Here is a 14426-nt window from a genome sequence, read left to right as displayed (position 1 = left end):
CCCGGGAAGCGCTGTCCCCGCTCCCCCTCCGGCGCCCGCCACACCGCCGCCCACGGCGCCGGACAGCGACCGGTCCGTGTTCCCGCCGCCGATCACGGCGTCGTCGGATCCGGGGGTGTCGCCGCCCTCGACGGTGCAACCCGGTACCGCGGCGCTCGCCTCGGCCGCGCCCGTCCCGGACACGAGCTCCTCCCACCAGCCTGCGGCTGCGCCTGTGCCTGCGAAGAAGAAGCGCGGGCTGCTGCGGATCGCTCTCCCCGTGGCGGCCGTGGTGGTGTTCGCCGCACTGGGTGCGTGGGGTGTGCAGGCACTGAACGGCAGCGGCGACAAGGACGACGAGGGTGCGGGCGCCGGAGCGGCGACCACGCAGTCGTCTCCCGTNCCGACACCGGGACGGACACCCCCGCCGCGGAGCCGGGCGCCGAGGGCGACGACATGTCCTCCGCGTCGGCGGAGCCGACGGACCCCGGCTCCCTGGAGGACGCGTCGCAGACCTCACTGACGACGCTGAACACCGTGGCCGAGCCCGAGTTGTTCGTCGTGGGTTCCACGAAGCTCGACACCCGGCTGCACAACGACGCCTATGTGGCCACACCGGACTGCACCACCGCGCCGTACATGGAGTTCAACCTCGGCCGGGCATGGACGACGTTCGATGTGACCGCGGGTATCGATGACGACTCGAACTACGAGGCGGGACGGCTGACCGTCAAGGTCGACGACAAGACGCTCTGGGTCGGCACGCTGGAACTGGGCAAACCCCAGAAGCTGTCGTTGAAGGTGGAGAACGGGCTGCGGCTGCGGATCCGCATCGACGAGAACTGCGACGGCGCGACCATGGCCCTGGGAACCCCGCTGCTGAAGCGCTGAGACGGAAGGGCGGTGCACCCGGCCGGAACCGGAGCGCCGCCGGAACCGGAGCCGGGGTGACACCCAGCTCGTCGAGGGCGCGGCCGGTCTCGTTGGCGTTACGGGCGAGCTCGCCCATCCACCACTTGCGTGCCTGGTCCGCCGGGGCGCCCACCTCGGTCGTGGCGACGATCAGATCGACCGCGCCCGCGTTGAGGATGGACTGCATGTCGTGCTCGGAGACACCCCATTCCTCCTTGAGCCGGGCGCGGCGCAGCCGCGGCAGCTCGGGAAGCCCCTTGCGGAGCTCCTCGACCCAGTCCCGGGCCGGGGCGACCGGCACCAGGTCGGGCTCGGGGAAGTAGCGGTAGTCCTCGGCGTTGTCCTTGATTCGGCCGGCCGTGGTGGAGCCGTCCTCCTCGTGGAAGTGCCGGGTCTCCTGCACGATCGTGCCGCCCGTTTCGAGATCCAGCGCCACGCCGCGGTGCTGAATCTCGAAACGGGCGGCGCGCTCGACGGAACGCAGCGAGTTCACGTTCTTCGTCTCGGAGCGGGTACCGAACGCCTCGCGGCCGTGCGGGCGCAGCGACAGGTTCACGTCGCAGCGCATCTGGCCCATCTCCATGCGGGCCTCCGAGACGCCGAGCGCCTTGATGAGCTCGCGGAGCTCGGCGACGTACGCCTTGGCGACCTCGGGGGCCCGGGCGCCCGCTCCCTCGATCGGCTTGGTGACGATCTCGATGAGCGGAATGCCCGCGCGGTTGTAGTCGAGCAGGGAGTGGGACGCACCGTGGATGCGGCCGGTGGCACCGCCGACGTGCGTCGACTTGCCGGTGTCCTCCTCCATGTGGGCGCGCTCGATCTGCACCCGGAAGATCTCCCCGTCCTCCAGCTGGACGTCCAGATAGCCGTCGAAGGCGATCGGCTCGTCGTACTGCGAGGTCTGGAAGTTCTTCGGCATGTCCGGATAGAAGTAGTTCTTCCGGGCGAAGCGGCACCACTCGGCGATCTCGCAGTTCAGCGCGAGACCGATCTTGATGGCGGACTCGACGCCGATCTCGTTCACGACCGGCAGCGCGCCGGGCAGACCGAGGCAGACCGGGCAGGTCTGCGAGTTGGCGTCCTGCTTGAGCTCGGTGGAGCAGCCGCAGAACATCTTGGTCTTGGTGCCGAGCTCGACATGGACTTCGAGGCCCATGACGGGGTCGTACGTCGCGAGGGCGTCCTCGTACGACTCCAGGTCAATGACAGTCACTGAAACTTTCCCTCTCAGCCCAGCAGGACGTCGTCGTCACCGAGACGCTTGAGCTCGCGGTAGAGGATCGCGAGTCCGGTCACGATCGCGGCGGCGGATACGGCGGCGTCGATCAGCCGCAGTGTGTCGTTGTCCTGGCGGGCCATCTTCACCTGCTTGAACACGCTGAGCGCGCCGAAGGCGGTAGTACCCATGGATACGTACGCGCCGGTCTTGGACTTCTTGAAGTTCTTGGCCTTCTTAGCCATTGCGCTCATAGCGACGGAGCCTCCTCAAGCAGCGGGTGCCCCCACTTTTCCACGAATGCGGCCTCGACGGCGGCTCCGACCTTGTACAACCGGTCGTCCTTCATGGCGGGGGCGATGATCTGCAGCCCGACCGGGAGGCCGTCCTCCGGCGCCAGGCCGCAGGGCAGCGACATGGCGGCGTTGCCGGCCAGGTTGGTCGGAATGGTGCACAGATCCGCGAGGTACATCGCCATCGGGTCGTCGGCGCGCTCGCCGATCGGGAAGGCGGTGGTGGGCGTCGTCGGCGAGACGATGACGTCCACCTGCTCGAAGGCCTTCTCGAAGTCCCGCGTGATCAGCGTGCGGACCTTCTGCGCCGAGCCGTAGTACGCGTCGTAGTAGCCGGAGCTCAGCGCGTACGTACCGAGGATGATGCGGCGCTTGACCTCGTCGCCGAAGCCGGCCTCGCGGGTGAGCGCGGTGACGTCCTCGGCGGACCTCGTGCCGTCGTCGCCGACCCGCAGGCCGTAGCGCATGGCGTCGAAGCGGGCGAGGTTCGAGGAACACTCGGACGGCGCGATGAGGTAGTACGCCGAAAGGCCGAGGTCGAAGGACGGGCAGTCCAGCTCGACGATCGTGGCGCCGAGCGACTTCAGCAGCTCGACCGACTCGTTGAAGCGCTGGACGACACCGGCCTGGTAGCCCTCGCCGGAGAACTGCTTCACGACACCGACGCGCATGCCCTGTACGGAGCCGTTGCGCGCGGCCTCGACGACCGGCGGGACCGGGGCGTCGATGGACGTCGAGTCGAGCGGGTCGTGTCCGGCGATGGCCTCGTGCAGCAGGGCCGCGTCCAGGACCGTGCGGGCGCAGGGCCCGCCCTGGTCGAGGGAGGACGAGAAGGCCACCATGCCGTAGCGGGAGACGCCGCCGTAGGTGGGCTTGACGCCGACGGTGCCGGTGACGGCCGCGGGCTGGCGGATGGAACCGCCGGTGTCCGTGCCGATGGCGAGCGGGGCTTCGAACGACGCGAGGGCCGCCGAGGAGCCGCCTCCGGAGCCGCCCGGGATGCGGGTGAGGTCCCACGGGTTGCCGGTCGGGCCGTAGGCGCTGTTCTCGGTGGAGGACCCCATGGCGAACTCGTCCATGTTGGTCTTGCCGAGGATGACGACGTCGGCGGCCTTCAGCCGCTTGGTGACGGTCGCGTCGTACGGTGGTACCCAGCCTTCGAGGATCTTCGAACCGACGGTGGTCGGCATGTCCTCGGTGGTGAAGATGTCCTTCAGCGCGAGCGGGACGCCGGCCAGCGGGCCCAGCTTCTCACCGGCCGCCTTCTTGGCGTCGACGGCGCGGGCCTGCGCGAGCGCGCCCTCGCGGTCGATGTGCAGGAAGGCGTGGACCTTCTCGTCGACGGCTTCGATCCGGGCCAGGTGGGCCTCGGTGACCTCGACGGCCGTGAGTTCGCCCGAGGCGATCTTCGCGGCGATCTCGGCGGCGGTGAGCTTGATGATGGTGCTGATGTCCGTCATGATCTTTAGTCCTCCCCCAGGATCTGCGGCACCTTGAAACGCTGCTGCTCCTGGGCCGGGGCGCCGGAGAGCGCCTGCGCGGGGGTGAGCGACGGACGGACCTCGTCCGCCCGCATGACGTTGGTCAGCGGCAGCGGGTGGGAGGTCGGCGGTACGTCTTGGTCGGCGACCTCGGAGACGCGGGCGACCGCGCCGATGATGTCGTCGAGCTGACCGGCGAAGTGATCGAGCTCTTCGCCCTTCAGCTCCAGACGCGCCAGCCGGGCGAGGTGGGCGACCTCCTCGCGCGTGATGCCAGGCATGCAGCGATCCTCAGGGGTTGGTGTGTGGTTTTGGCCGGGGGCCGGCGGTACGTTCCCGCCGTCCGTCCGAAGCGCGGCAGGTGGAAATGTGCCGCCGGCCCCCAATCCTATGGGGTCGCCCGGACCGGGTACGGCCACAGGGGGAGACCCGCCCGGCGCCCGAGGACAAAGCCGCAGCCGGCACCGTCGAGCCCGTCCGGCGATTGAGGACAAAACGAACACCGGGCGCTCCCGGTCACCTCACCCCGTCACCCCGGCCCTCGCCCCGGCGCCCCGCCCTACGTCGTCGCCGGCCGCGACTCGACCGCCCGCCCGGAAGGGCGCTGCTCCAGCTCGGGCGTCGCCGCGACGGCCGTCCCCGTACCCGCACCCGTACCCGCCCCCGCTGCGGCGGCCGCCGCGGCCGCTGCCGCCAGTTCGGCCGGCCGCCGCCATCCGTGCTCGCCGCGCGCCCGCAGCCACGCGGTCGTCTCCTGGGGCGGCATCGCGGCCGCCACCAGCCAGCCCTGGACCGCGTCGCAGCCCAGGTCCCGCAGCCGCTCCCACGTCTCGTCGTCCTCGACACCCTCGGCGACGACCACCAGACCGAGCGAGTGGGCCAGGTCGATCGTGCAGCGGACGATCTCCGCGTCCTCGTGGTCGATGGCGAGCCGGGCCACGAACGACCGGTCGATCTTGAGCTCGCTGACCGGCAGCCTGCGCAGGTGGACCAGCGAGGAGTACCCCGTGCCGAAGTCGTCCAGGGACATCTTGACGCCGTGCCCGGTCAGCCCCGCGAGGGTGTCCGCGGCCCGCTGCGGGTCCTCCAGCAGCACGTGTTCCGTTATCTCCAGCTGCAGGGCACCGGCCGGAACGCCGTGCCGGGCCAGCCGGGCCGCGACACTGCCCGCGAACCCCGGGGTGTGCACATCGCGCGGGGACACGTTGACCGCGACCGGGACGAACAGGCCCTGCGCCCGCCACCGGGCGACCTGCGCCAGCGCCGTCTCCAGGACGTACTCCGTGAGGTGCGGCATCAGCCCGGACGACTCCGCTATGGCGATGAACTCGTCCGGGGGCACTCTCCCCCGCTCCGGATGCACCCAGCGGACCAGGGCCTCCAGACCGGCCACCTGACCGTCGAAGCGGACCTTCGGCTGGTAGTGCAGCTCCACCTCGCCCGCGTCCAGCGCGCGCCGCAGGTCGCCGAGGAGGCCGAGCCGGTCCGGGGTGTTGCTGTCGCGCTTCGACTCGTACACCTCCACGCCCGTCCGGTCGCGCTTGGCCTGGTACATCGCCACGTCCGCCCGCCGGAGCAGACCCTCCGCGTCCAGTGCGTGGTCGGGGTAGACGGCGACTCCGGCGCTGGCCTCCAGCACCAGCGTGAGTCCGTCGAGGTCCAGCGGCGAGGAGAGCTCGGCGACCAGATGACGGGCGACGCGCTGGGTGCTGGTGGTGGAGTCCGCGGTCGGCAGGAGCACGGCGAACTCGTCGCCGCCGAGCCTGGCCGCCTCCGCGCCCTTCGGCAGGGCGAGGCGCAGCCGGTCCGCTATCTGCAGCAGCAGCCGGTCCCCGGCGAGGTGGCCGAGGGTGTCGTTGACCGCCCGGAAGCGGTCGAGGTCGATCAGGACGAGGCCGACCCGGCTGCCGAGGCTCTCGGCCTCCTCCAGCGCCGTCCAGGTGCGCTCCAGCAGCCACTGCCGGTTCGGCAGCCCGGTCAGCGGGTCCCGCAACTGCTCCTCCGCCCTGGCGCGGGCGATCCACAGTGTGGAGTCCAGGGCGATCAGTGGGACCGCGAAGAGGGGCAGCAGGACGGGCATCGCCATCGCGACGACGCAGATCAGCGGCGCGATGCCGAGGAGCGCGACGGCGACGAGACCTTGCCGCAGCAGTGCGGTGCGGTCCACCGTCGGCAGTCCGCCGCCCTGCGGGGACCGGGCGTACCACAGCAGGACCCGGGTGACGAGCAGATACGTGGAGGCCGCCAGCAGGACCTCCGGGACGGCGTCGATACCCCAGTCGAGTGGCTGCCAGGGCGACTCGACGGTCTGCACCTCGCCGAACGCCGCCAGGACCAGGGCCGCGGCGCCCACGCCCAGGATGTCCACCGCCCCGTGCAGCAGCCCCTGCCACCAGCGGTGCCTGCGGGCCACGCCGACGAGCACGACCACGACCAGGCTGACCAGGCCCGCGGGCACCCAGCCGTAGAGGAGCAGCACGGCGAGGGTGAGGGCGGCTCCGGAGCCCGTGCCGCCCCACCAGCGGTCGCGGCCGAGCGCGACCAGATGACCGACGACGATCCCGGTGAGGACGGCGAGCGACCAGCCGGCCCTCCCGTCCGGGAAGAGGGCGTGCCCGCTGCTCACGGTCCGGTAGAAACCGGTCGCCAGCTGAACCGTGGCGAGGGCCACGACGACGGCACCCACTTTGGGCGTGAGGCCGGTGAAACCTTGCAGCCGCGACACCGGTGCGGCGTTCTCGGTCGGTTTCATTCCGTCCCTCTCACAGCCGGCGGTGCCGATGTCACCCGATGGTTCCGTCCCGTGCCACCGCGCCCCGTCCCACGCGGTGACCGGGTACCGCAGGCGCGTCTCCCAACAGTAGGCCGCCGAGGGGGTCCACGGGCAGCGGTCTGCCGCTCTTGCCCGAATGCGAACCGACCACCCGTCAGCATCTGCTATGCGCCGATCGGGTGAATCCGACGGTGTGTCACTCCCTCCTCACCCTCCGGCGCCTACCCTTCCGCTCCCCTACTGTTCCTCGGCCGGAACCGCGGCCTCGCGCGCCGCCTCGGGCCCCTGTTCGAGCAGCACGGCGAAGCCGTCCTCGTCGAGCACGGGGACCTTCAGCTGCATCGCCTTGTCGTACTTCGTCCCGGGGTTGTCGCCGACGACGACGAAGGAGGTCTTCTTCGAGACGGAGCCGGTGACCTTCGCCCCGCGGCTCTGCAGGGCGTCCTTCGCACCGTCCCGGGTGTGCCCGGTCAGCGTGCCGGTCACGACGACGGTGAGTCCTTCGAGCGGCCTCGGCCCCTCCTCCTCACCGGCGCCCTCGTCCTCCATCCGGACCCCCGCCTCACGCCACTTGCGCAGGATCTCGCGGTGCCACTCCTCGGCGAACCACTGCTTGACCGAGGCGGCGATGATCTCCCCGACCCCGTCCGCGTCGGCCAGCTCCTGCTCGGTGGCCTCTTCGATCCGGTCGATCGACCGGAACTGGCGGGCCAGCTCCTGGGCGGCGACCGGCCCGACATGGCGGATGGAGAGCCCGGTGAGGATCCGGGCCAGCGGGGCCTCCTTCGCCGCGGCGATGGCGTCCAGCATCGCGACGGCGTTCTTCTTCGGCTCGCCCTGCTGGTTGGCGAAGACCGTCGCGATCTTCTCCTCGCCGGTCTTCGGGTCCCGCTTGGGCAGCCCGCTGTCCATGTCGAGGACGTAGGCACGGATGGGCAGCAGCTGCTCCACCGTCAGCCCGAAGAGATCGCCCTCGTCCCGAAGCGGCGGGTCGGCGGGCTCCAGCGGGCGGGTCAGGGCCGCGGCGGCGACGTATCCGAAGTGGTCGATGTCCAGGCACTTGCGGCCCGCCAGATAGGCGACCCGCTCCCGCAGCTGCGCCGGACAGGAGCGGGCGTTGGGGCAGCGGACGTCGATGTCGGCCTCCTTCATCGGCCGTAGCTCCGTCCCGCACTCGGGGCAGTGCGTGGGCATGACGAAGGCCCGCTCGGTGCCGTCCCGGAGGTCGGCGACGGGGCCGAGGATCTCCGGGATCACGTCGCCGGCCTTGCGCAGCACGACCGTGTCGCCGATCAGGACGCCCTTCGCGCGCACCACGTTCTGGTTGTGCAGGGTCGCGAACTCGACCTCGGAGCCCGCCACCTCGACCGGTTCGACCTGCGCGTACGGGGTGACGCGGCCGGTGCGGCCGACGCCGACGCGGATGTTGACGAGCTTGGTGTTGACCTCCTCCGGCGCGTACTTCCAGGCGATCGCCCAGCGCGGTGCGCGGGAGGTGGAGCCGAGGCGGCCCTGGAGCGGGATCTCGTCGAGCTTGACGACGACTCCGTCGATCTCGTGCTCCACGGAGTGCCGGTGCTCGCCGAAGTACGCGATGAACTCCCGCACCCCGGCGAGGGAGTCCACCACCTTGTTGTACTTGGCGGTGGGCAGCCCCCACTCGTGGAGCAGCTCGTAGGCGTGCGAGAGGCGGTCGATGTCGAAGCCCTCGCGGGCGCCGATGCCGTGGACCACCATGTGCAGCGGCCGGGTGGCGGTGACCTTGGGGTCCTTCTGGCGCAGCGAACCGGCCGCCGCGTTGCGCGGGTTGGCGAAGGGCTTGTCGTCGGCCTCGACCAGCCGGGCGTTCAGCTCCTCGAAGGCGTCCATCGGGAAGAACACCTCGCCGCGGATCTCGACGAGCGCCGGGATCCGGTCGCCCTTAAGCCGGTGCGGGATCTCCGCGATCGTACGGACGTTGGGCGTGATGTCCTCGCCCGTGCGGCCGTCGCCGCGGGTCGCGGCCCGGGTCAGCAGCCCGTGCTCGTAGGTGAGGTTGACCGCGAGGCCGTCGATCTTGAGCTCGCACAGGAAGTGGTAGCCGGTGGCGCCCACGTCCCGCGCGATCCGCTCGCCCCAGGCGGCCAGCTCCAGGTCGTCGAAGGCGTTGTCCAGGGACAGCATCCGTTCGCGGTGCGCGACGGAGGTGAACTCCGTCCGGTACGGCCCCGCGACCTTCTGGGTCGGCGAGTCGGGTGTACGCAGCTGCGGGTGCTCGTCCTCCAGTGCCTCCAGCTCACGCATCAGCCGGTCGAACTCCGCGTCGCTGACGACCGGCTGGTCTTTCACGTAGTAGCGGAAGCGGTGCTCCTCGAGCTGCTCGGCGAGGAGCGCGTGCCGCTCCCGTGCCTGGGCCGGCACCGCCGTCTCCTGTTCGCCCGGCAGTGACGTCTGCTGTTCGCCGGCCATCGTCCCGTCCTCCCGTTACCCAGTGCCCCGTTACTCAGGGTTGTCTGCGAGCGATTTCGCGGCCCGGGCGCAGTGGGCGAGCGCGGCACGGGCGTACGCGGGCGAGGCACCCGCGAGACCGCACGACGGGGTGATCGCCACGGACTCGGTCAGAGTCCCCGGATTCAGCCCCAGCCTGCGCCACAGCGTCCTGACACCCATGACGCTACCGCCCGGGTCCGACAATCCGCCCGAGGCCGGGTCGGTGCCCGGCACCACCCCGAGGAACAGCTGGGTCCCGCCCTCGACCGCTTCCCCGATCGCCTCCTCCTCACGCTCGGTGAGCAGAGAGAAGTCGAACGAGATTCCATCGGTCCCGGCCCGGCGCAGCAGGGCGAACGGCACGTCGGGCGCGCAGGTGTGCACGACCGTGGCGGCGTCGCCGGCCACCGCGAGCACGTCGCGCAGGGTGTCCTCCACGACCTGGCGGTCCACGGCCCGGTAGGTGCGGTAGCCACTGGCCGTCCGGATCCGCCCGAGCAGGACCCCGGTCAGCGACGGTTCGTCGAGCTGGAGGATCACGCGCGCACCGGGCATCCGGCGCCGCACCTCGGCGAGGTGGTTGCGCAGCCCCTCCGCGAGCGAGCCCGCCAGGTCGCGGCAGGCGCCGGGGTCACCGAGGACGGCTTCGCCGCCGCGGCGTTCCAGCGCGGCGGCCAGCGTCCACGGACCGACGGCCTGCACCTTGAGCGGGCCCTCGTACCCCTGGGTGAACTCCTCCAGGGCGTCGAGGTCCTCGCCGAGCCAGGACCGGGCGCGGCGGGTGTCGCGCCCCGGCCGGTCGCTGATGCGCCAGCCGCTGGGCTCGACGTGTCCGTACATCTCGACGAGCAGGCCGATGGACCGCCCGATCATGTCCGCGCCGGGACCACGCGCGGGCAGTTCCGCCAGATAGGGCACGCCCTGGCCGTCCCCGAAGGAGCCGGTGACGGTCTTCGCCGCCTCCCGTGCGTCGCCTCCGGGCATCGAACCGATTCCGGTGGCCGGGCACCCGCTGAACTTGCTCTTCTCGCTCACGCGGGAAGCCTACGGCGGTTCGCGGCCCGGACAGTCGGCGGCCGGTCCCCGCACGAACCGGCAGCACCGGCCGGGCCGCGCGGTGAGCCCCCGGGCCGTCAGCGGCCGGGGCGCACCGTGAGGTCGTTGACCTCGGCGTCGCGGGGCAGGTCGAGCGCCATCAGGATCGTGGTGGCGACGGACTCGGGGTCGATCCAGCGCGAGGCGTCGTACTCCTTGCCCTCCTGCTGGTGGACCTTGGCCTGCATGGGGCTGGCCGTACGGCCCGGGTACACGGACGTCACGCGCACCCCGTTCTCGTGCTCCTCGTGGCGCAGCGAGTCGGCGAGCGCCTTCAGTCCGTGCTTGCTGGCGGCGTACGCGCTCCACTCGGGGCTCGCGGAGAGCCCGGCGCCGGAGTTCACGAAGAGGACATGGCCCTGGGCGACCCGCAGCTGGGGCAGCATCAGACGGGTCAGCTCGGCCGGGGCGATCAGGTTGGCGTTGAGCTGGAAGTGCCAGGCCTTGGGCGTGAGCTCGCCGACGCGGCCGAGTTCGACGACGCCCGCGATGTGCAGCAGCGAGTCGAGCCGCTCCGGCATCGGCTGCTGGCCGAAGGCCCAGGAGAGCCGGTCGGGGTTGGACAGATCGCCGACGAGCGTGCGGGCGCCGGGGTGGAGCGCGGCCAGTTCCTTGGCGCGGCCCGCGTCACGGGCCAGCAGGACGAGCTCGTCGCCGCGCTCCGTGAGACGGCGGGCGACGGCTGCGCCGATGCCGGAACCGGCACCGGTGATGAGGTGAGTGGACATACGCCCATCGTCGCACCCGGCGTCTCACCGCCCGCACGTCACTGCAGGCCGGCCCACTCCTCCAGGTAGGCGAGGGCGCCGACGCCGTCCTTCGCGAAGAACACCAGGTCGGTCAGCGGGACCGGCAGGAAGCCCTCGTCCTCCATGCGCTGGAACTGCTGGCGGAGCCCGTCGTAGAACCCCGCCGTGTTGAGCAGCACGACCGGCTTGGTGGTCCTGCCGTGCTTCTTGAGCTCCAGGATCTCGGTGGCCTCGTCGAGCGTGCCGGTGCCGCCCACCATGATCACGACCGCGTCGGACTTCTCCAGGAGCAACGCCTTGCGCTCGGCGAGGTCCCGGGCGATCACCATCTCGTCCGCGTTGGTCCGTGCCTTCGCGGCCAGGAAGTCCACCGACACGCCGACGAGCTTCCCGCCCGACTCCTGCACGCCGTCCGCGACGACCTTCATCAGCCCGCTCTCCGAGCCGCCCCAGACCAGGGTGTGCCCGCCGCGGCCGATCAGCTCGGCGAACTCGCGGGCGGGCACGGTGTAGCGGTCGTCGAGGTCGGCGGCGGAGAGGAAAACGCAGATCTTCATGACTGCCACGTTAGATCCCGGCACCGACAGCGCCGAATCCGGGGAAGAATCCGGCGGACGGCGGGGCTGAACAGAGCATGACTGCCACCCGAGGACACCGCATCACCGTCGAGCCGGGCACCGAGCATGTGCGCGTGGTCCGGGACGGAGTGCTGCTGGCCGAGAGCCGGCGCCCGCTCGTGCTGCGCGAGACCGGCTGCCCGGTCCGGTACTACCTGCCGCCCGAGGACGTCCGTACCGGACTGCTGACGGCCTCGGACACCCGGACCCACTGTCCGTTCAAGGGGGACGCCTCCTACTGGTCGCTGCCAGGAGCGGCCGATCTGGTCTGGGCGTACCCGGAGCCGAAGTCCGAAGTGGCCGCGATCAAGGACCACTTCTGTTTCTACGACACCGAGACCCTGGCCGACTGACGGCTCGACTCACCGTCAACAACTCCTCTGAGCTGCGGAGAAGAGAAAGTTCAGAAAGTTTTCGCGGAGAACGATGAGTTTCCGCACGCCCCGCAGTCCACCTCCACATGGACAAGACTCTCTCCCGCGACGGCACCCTGATCGCGTACCGGCGCCGGGGCGAAGGACCGCCGTTGATCCTGGTGGGCGGGGCGCTGGGCACCGCGGCAACCGAGGCTCCGCTGGCCCGCCTCCTCGCGCCGCGCTTCGAGGTCGTCACGTACGACCGGCGTGGCCGGGGCGCCAGTGGCGACCGGTCGCCGTATGCGGTGGAGCGCGAGATCGAGGACCTCATGGCGCTCGCGGAGGCGGTGGGCGGACGGCCCTCGGTGTTCGGGGTCGGGGCCGGCGGCGCGCTGGCCCTGGAGGCGCTGGCGGCCGGGCTCCCTGCCGCCCGGCTCGCGGTGTACGAGCCGCCGTACACCCCGGGCGCCGCAGGCCTCCTCTTCAAGGCCGGCTGCACGGCCCGGCTGCACCGGCTGCTGTCCGCCGGCGACCGGGCCGGGGCGGTGGAGCTGTTCCTGACCGTGACGGGTGTCGCGGCCGACACGATCGCCAGGATGCGACGGGCGCCGCTGTGGCGGACCCTGGAGTCCGTGGCACACACACTCGCCTACGACGACGCGGTGCTGGGCGACGGCGCGGTCCCGGCCGAGCGGTTCGCCTCGGTGACGGCGCGGACCCTGGTGGTCTGCGGCGGCTTCAGCACGGCCACCGCGAGGACGTCGAGCCGGCTGCTGGCGGACGCCCTGCCCCGGGGCCGGCACCGCACCCTGACGGGGCAGATGCGCGAACTGGCACCGCAGGCGGTCGCCCCGGTGCTGGCGGAGTTCTTCACGCGGGACGTGTACGTGCGCCAGGCGTCCTGAGTAAACACGGGCGGGCCGGGGGGCCAAGCACCCCGCGCGGCCACGCCCGTACAGGGGTCGGGCGTTGCCGCGCGGGGCCCGGGGGTGCCTCCGGCGCAGGCGGTCCGAGATCATGAGGCATGCTCCCGGACGGCTGGCACCTCACCCAAGACGTTGACGACTTCCTCGCCGGGGCCGGAGACTTCCTGCGCTCGCGCCCCGCCCTGCACAACACACCCCTGACGGACATCGAGAGACTGCGGACGCGCAGGGCCACCGGCCACGACGCCGAAGCCGCCGTGTTCGGCCGGCTGGCGTCAGGGGGCCAGGTCCGCGCGATCCTCTACCTCACCCCGCACGGCCGCCTGGGTCTCACTCCCCTGTCCCCCGAGCAGACCGACGCCCTCGCAGCTCACCTGGGCGGCCTCGGCCTCTCCCCCGCCCATGTCATCGCGGACCACGACACCGCCGGCGCCTTCGCCGAGTCGTGGCAGCGGCACACGGGGGCAGCGTCCCTGCCCTTCTGGCGCACGCATCTCTACCGTCTCGGCACACTCACTCCCCCGCTGCCGCGGCCGGAGGGCCGGGGGCGGGTCGTGGGTGTCAGGGACCGCGATCAGGTCGTGCGCTGGTGCCGTGAGTTCTGCGTCGATGTCGGGGAGCAGCCCTCCATCGACCTGATCGACACCGGGAACTGGGACGACTCGCGGTTCGGCGACCGGCACTTCACGTTCTGGGAGACCCCGGACGGCACCCCCGTCTCGATGGCGGCCGCGACCTCGCTCGTCGGCGGCATGGTCCGCGTGGACCCCGTCTACACCCCGGCCCGCCTCCGCGGCCACGGCTACGCGGGAGCCGTGACGGCCGAGGCGAGCAGGGCGGCCCTGGCCGCGGGCGCGACGGACGTCGTCTTGTTCACGGACCCGGGCAACCCCACCAGCAACGCCCTCTACCGGCGCATCGGGTACGTCCATGTCGCCGACTTCGCCGGACACAGGTTCTCCTACGACGCGCCGCAAGCCGGGTAGGGGCAGTCAGTCGGAAGCGACCGCCGCCGTTTCCCGCCGCACCGTCGTGGCGATCGTCGCCGACCCGACCACGCGCGTCCCGTCGTACAGCACGACCGCCTGGCCGGGGGCCACGCCCCGTACCGGCTCGGTGAAGGTGACGTGGAGCGTGCCGTCGAGCAGCTCGGCGCTCACCTCGGTCTCGCCGCCGTGGGCGCGGAGCTGGGCGGTGTACGTGCCGGGGCCGGACGGCGGGGTGCCGCACCAGCGGGGCCTGATCGCGGTGAGGGCGGTCACGTCGAGGGCCTCGACGGGGCCGACGGTCACCGTGTTGTTCACCGGGGAGATGTCCAGGACGTAGCGCGGCTTGCCGTCGGCGGCCGGGTGGCCGATGCGCAGGCCCTTGCGCTGGCCGATGGTGAAGCCGAACGCGCCCTCGTGGGTGCCGAGCTTCGTACCGGACTCGTCGAGGATGTCGCCCTCCGCCTTGCCGCCGAGGCGGTCCGCCAGGAAGCCCTGGGTGTCGCCGTCGGCGATGAAGCAGATGTCGTGGCTGTCGGGCTTCTTGGCGACCGCGAGGCCCCGGCGCTCGGCC

Annotated in this window: 13 protein-coding genes and 2 pseudogenes; 4 read left to right on the top strand and 11 right to left on the bottom strand. The window is 71.6% G+C overall.

Annotated elements, in window-relative coordinates; all coding sequences use genetic code 11:
- A pseudogene (locus tag JGS39_RS27210) lies at positions 1 to 366 on the bottom strand (hypothetical protein); the annotation flags it as partial.
- A 69-nt stretch (positions 367 to 435) separates the two neighbouring features.
- On the opposite strand from JGS39_RS27210, the gene JGS39_RS27205 reads away from it, so the two are divergent.
- Positions 436 to 870 (top strand): NPCBM/NEW2 domain-containing protein, encoded by a 435-nt coding sequence (locus tag JGS39_RS27205; RefSeq protein WP_219572240.1) that lies wholly within the window; start codon positions 436 to 438, stop codon positions 868 to 870.
- 43 nt (positions 871 to 913) lie between these two features.
- Here JGS39_RS27205 and gatB read toward each other — a convergent pair.
- The 9 genes and pseudogenes from gatB to JGS39_RS27160 all read right to left on the bottom strand — a co-directional run.
- Positions 914 to 2104, bottom strand: a pseudogene (gene gatB / locus JGS39_RS27200) (Asp-tRNA(Asn)/Glu-tRNA(Gln) amidotransferase subunit GatB); the annotation flags it as partial.
- Between the two features lie 14 nt (positions 2105 to 2118).
- A complete protein-coding gene (locus tag JGS39_RS27195) occupies positions 2119 to 2361 on the bottom strand; it encodes a hypothetical protein (protein WP_148020961.1) in 243 nt (80 codons plus the stop codon).
- Complete coding sequence (gatA, locus tag JGS39_RS27190; RefSeq protein WP_219572239.1) at positions 2358 to 3860, bottom strand: Asp-tRNA(Asn)/Glu-tRNA(Gln) amidotransferase subunit GatA; 1503 nt, start codon at positions 3858 to 3860, stop codon at positions 2358 to 2360. The genes JGS39_RS27195 and gatA overlap by 4 nt, the downstream gene beginning before the upstream one ends.
- 5 nt (positions 3861 to 3865) lie before the next feature.
- Positions 3866 to 4162, bottom strand: a complete 297-nt coding sequence (gatC, locus tag JGS39_RS27185; RefSeq protein WP_003966094.1) for an Asp-tRNA(Asn)/Glu-tRNA(Gln) amidotransferase subunit GatC — start codon at positions 4160 to 4162, stop codon at positions 3866 to 3868.
- Between the two features lie 278 nt (positions 4163 to 4440).
- Positions 4441 to 6633 carry a putative bifunctional diguanylate cyclase/phosphodiesterase gene (locus JGS39_RS27180; protein ID WP_219572238.1) on the bottom strand — a complete coding sequence of 731 codons (2193 nt, stop codon included), beginning with the start codon at positions 6631 to 6633 and terminating at the stop codon, positions 4441 to 4443.
- Between the two features lie 258 nt (positions 6634 to 6891).
- A complete protein-coding gene (gene ligA / locus JGS39_RS27175) occupies positions 6892 to 9102 on the bottom strand; it encodes an NAD-dependent DNA ligase LigA (protein ID WP_219572237.1) in 2211 nt (736 codons plus the stop codon).
- A gap of 30 nt (positions 9103 to 9132) precedes the next feature.
- Complete coding sequence (locus tag JGS39_RS27170; protein ID WP_219572236.1) at positions 9133 to 10158, bottom strand: methionine synthase; 1026 nt, start codon at positions 10156 to 10158, stop codon at positions 9133 to 9135.
- A 98-nt stretch (positions 10159 to 10256) separates the two neighbouring features.
- Positions 10257 to 10946, bottom strand: a complete 690-nt coding sequence (locus JGS39_RS27165) for an SDR family oxidoreductase (RefSeq protein ID WP_219572235.1) — start codon at positions 10944 to 10946, stop codon at positions 10257 to 10259.
- Between the two features lie 38 nt (positions 10947 to 10984).
- The gene (locus tag JGS39_RS27160; RefSeq protein ID WP_219572234.1) at positions 10985 to 11524 is read right to left on the bottom strand and encodes an LOG family protein; all 540 of its coding nucleotides are present in this window, start codon (positions 11522 to 11524) and stop codon (positions 10985 to 10987) included.
- Between the two features lie 77 nt (positions 11525 to 11601).
- On the opposite strand from JGS39_RS27160, the gene JGS39_RS27155 reads away from it, so the two are divergent.
- From JGS39_RS27155 to JGS39_RS27145, 3 genes are all read left to right on the top strand, one after another.
- The gene (locus tag JGS39_RS27155; protein WP_219572233.1) at positions 11602 to 11937 is read left to right on the top strand and encodes a DUF427 domain-containing protein; all 336 of its coding nucleotides are present in this window, start codon (positions 11602 to 11604) and stop codon (positions 11935 to 11937) included.
- Positions 11938 to 12044: 107 nt separating this feature from the next.
- A complete protein-coding gene (locus tag JGS39_RS27150) occupies positions 12045 to 12845 on the top strand; it encodes an alpha/beta fold hydrolase (RefSeq protein WP_219572232.1) in 801 nt (266 codons plus the stop codon).
- A 119-nt stretch (positions 12846 to 12964) separates the two neighbouring features.
- Entirely contained in the window at positions 12965 to 13852 is an 888-nt protein-coding gene (locus JGS39_RS27145) for a GNAT family N-acetyltransferase (RefSeq protein ID WP_219572231.1), read from the top strand.
- A 6-nt stretch (positions 13853 to 13858) separates the two neighbouring features.
- On the opposite strand, the gene JGS39_RS27140 is transcribed toward JGS39_RS27145, so the two are convergent.
- Positions 13859 to 14426, bottom strand: a 568-nt coding sequence (locus JGS39_RS27140; protein ID WP_372456172.1) for an aminomethyltransferase beta-barrel domain-containing protein, incomplete at its 5' end; no start/stop codon positions are given.

This window comes from Streptomyces poriferorum, assembly GCF_019399235.1.
Lineage (GTDB): Bacteria > Actinomycetota > Actinomycetes > Streptomycetales > Streptomycetaceae > Streptomyces > Streptomyces poriferorum.
This window is presented reverse-complemented; position numbering and strand designations above follow the sequence as displayed.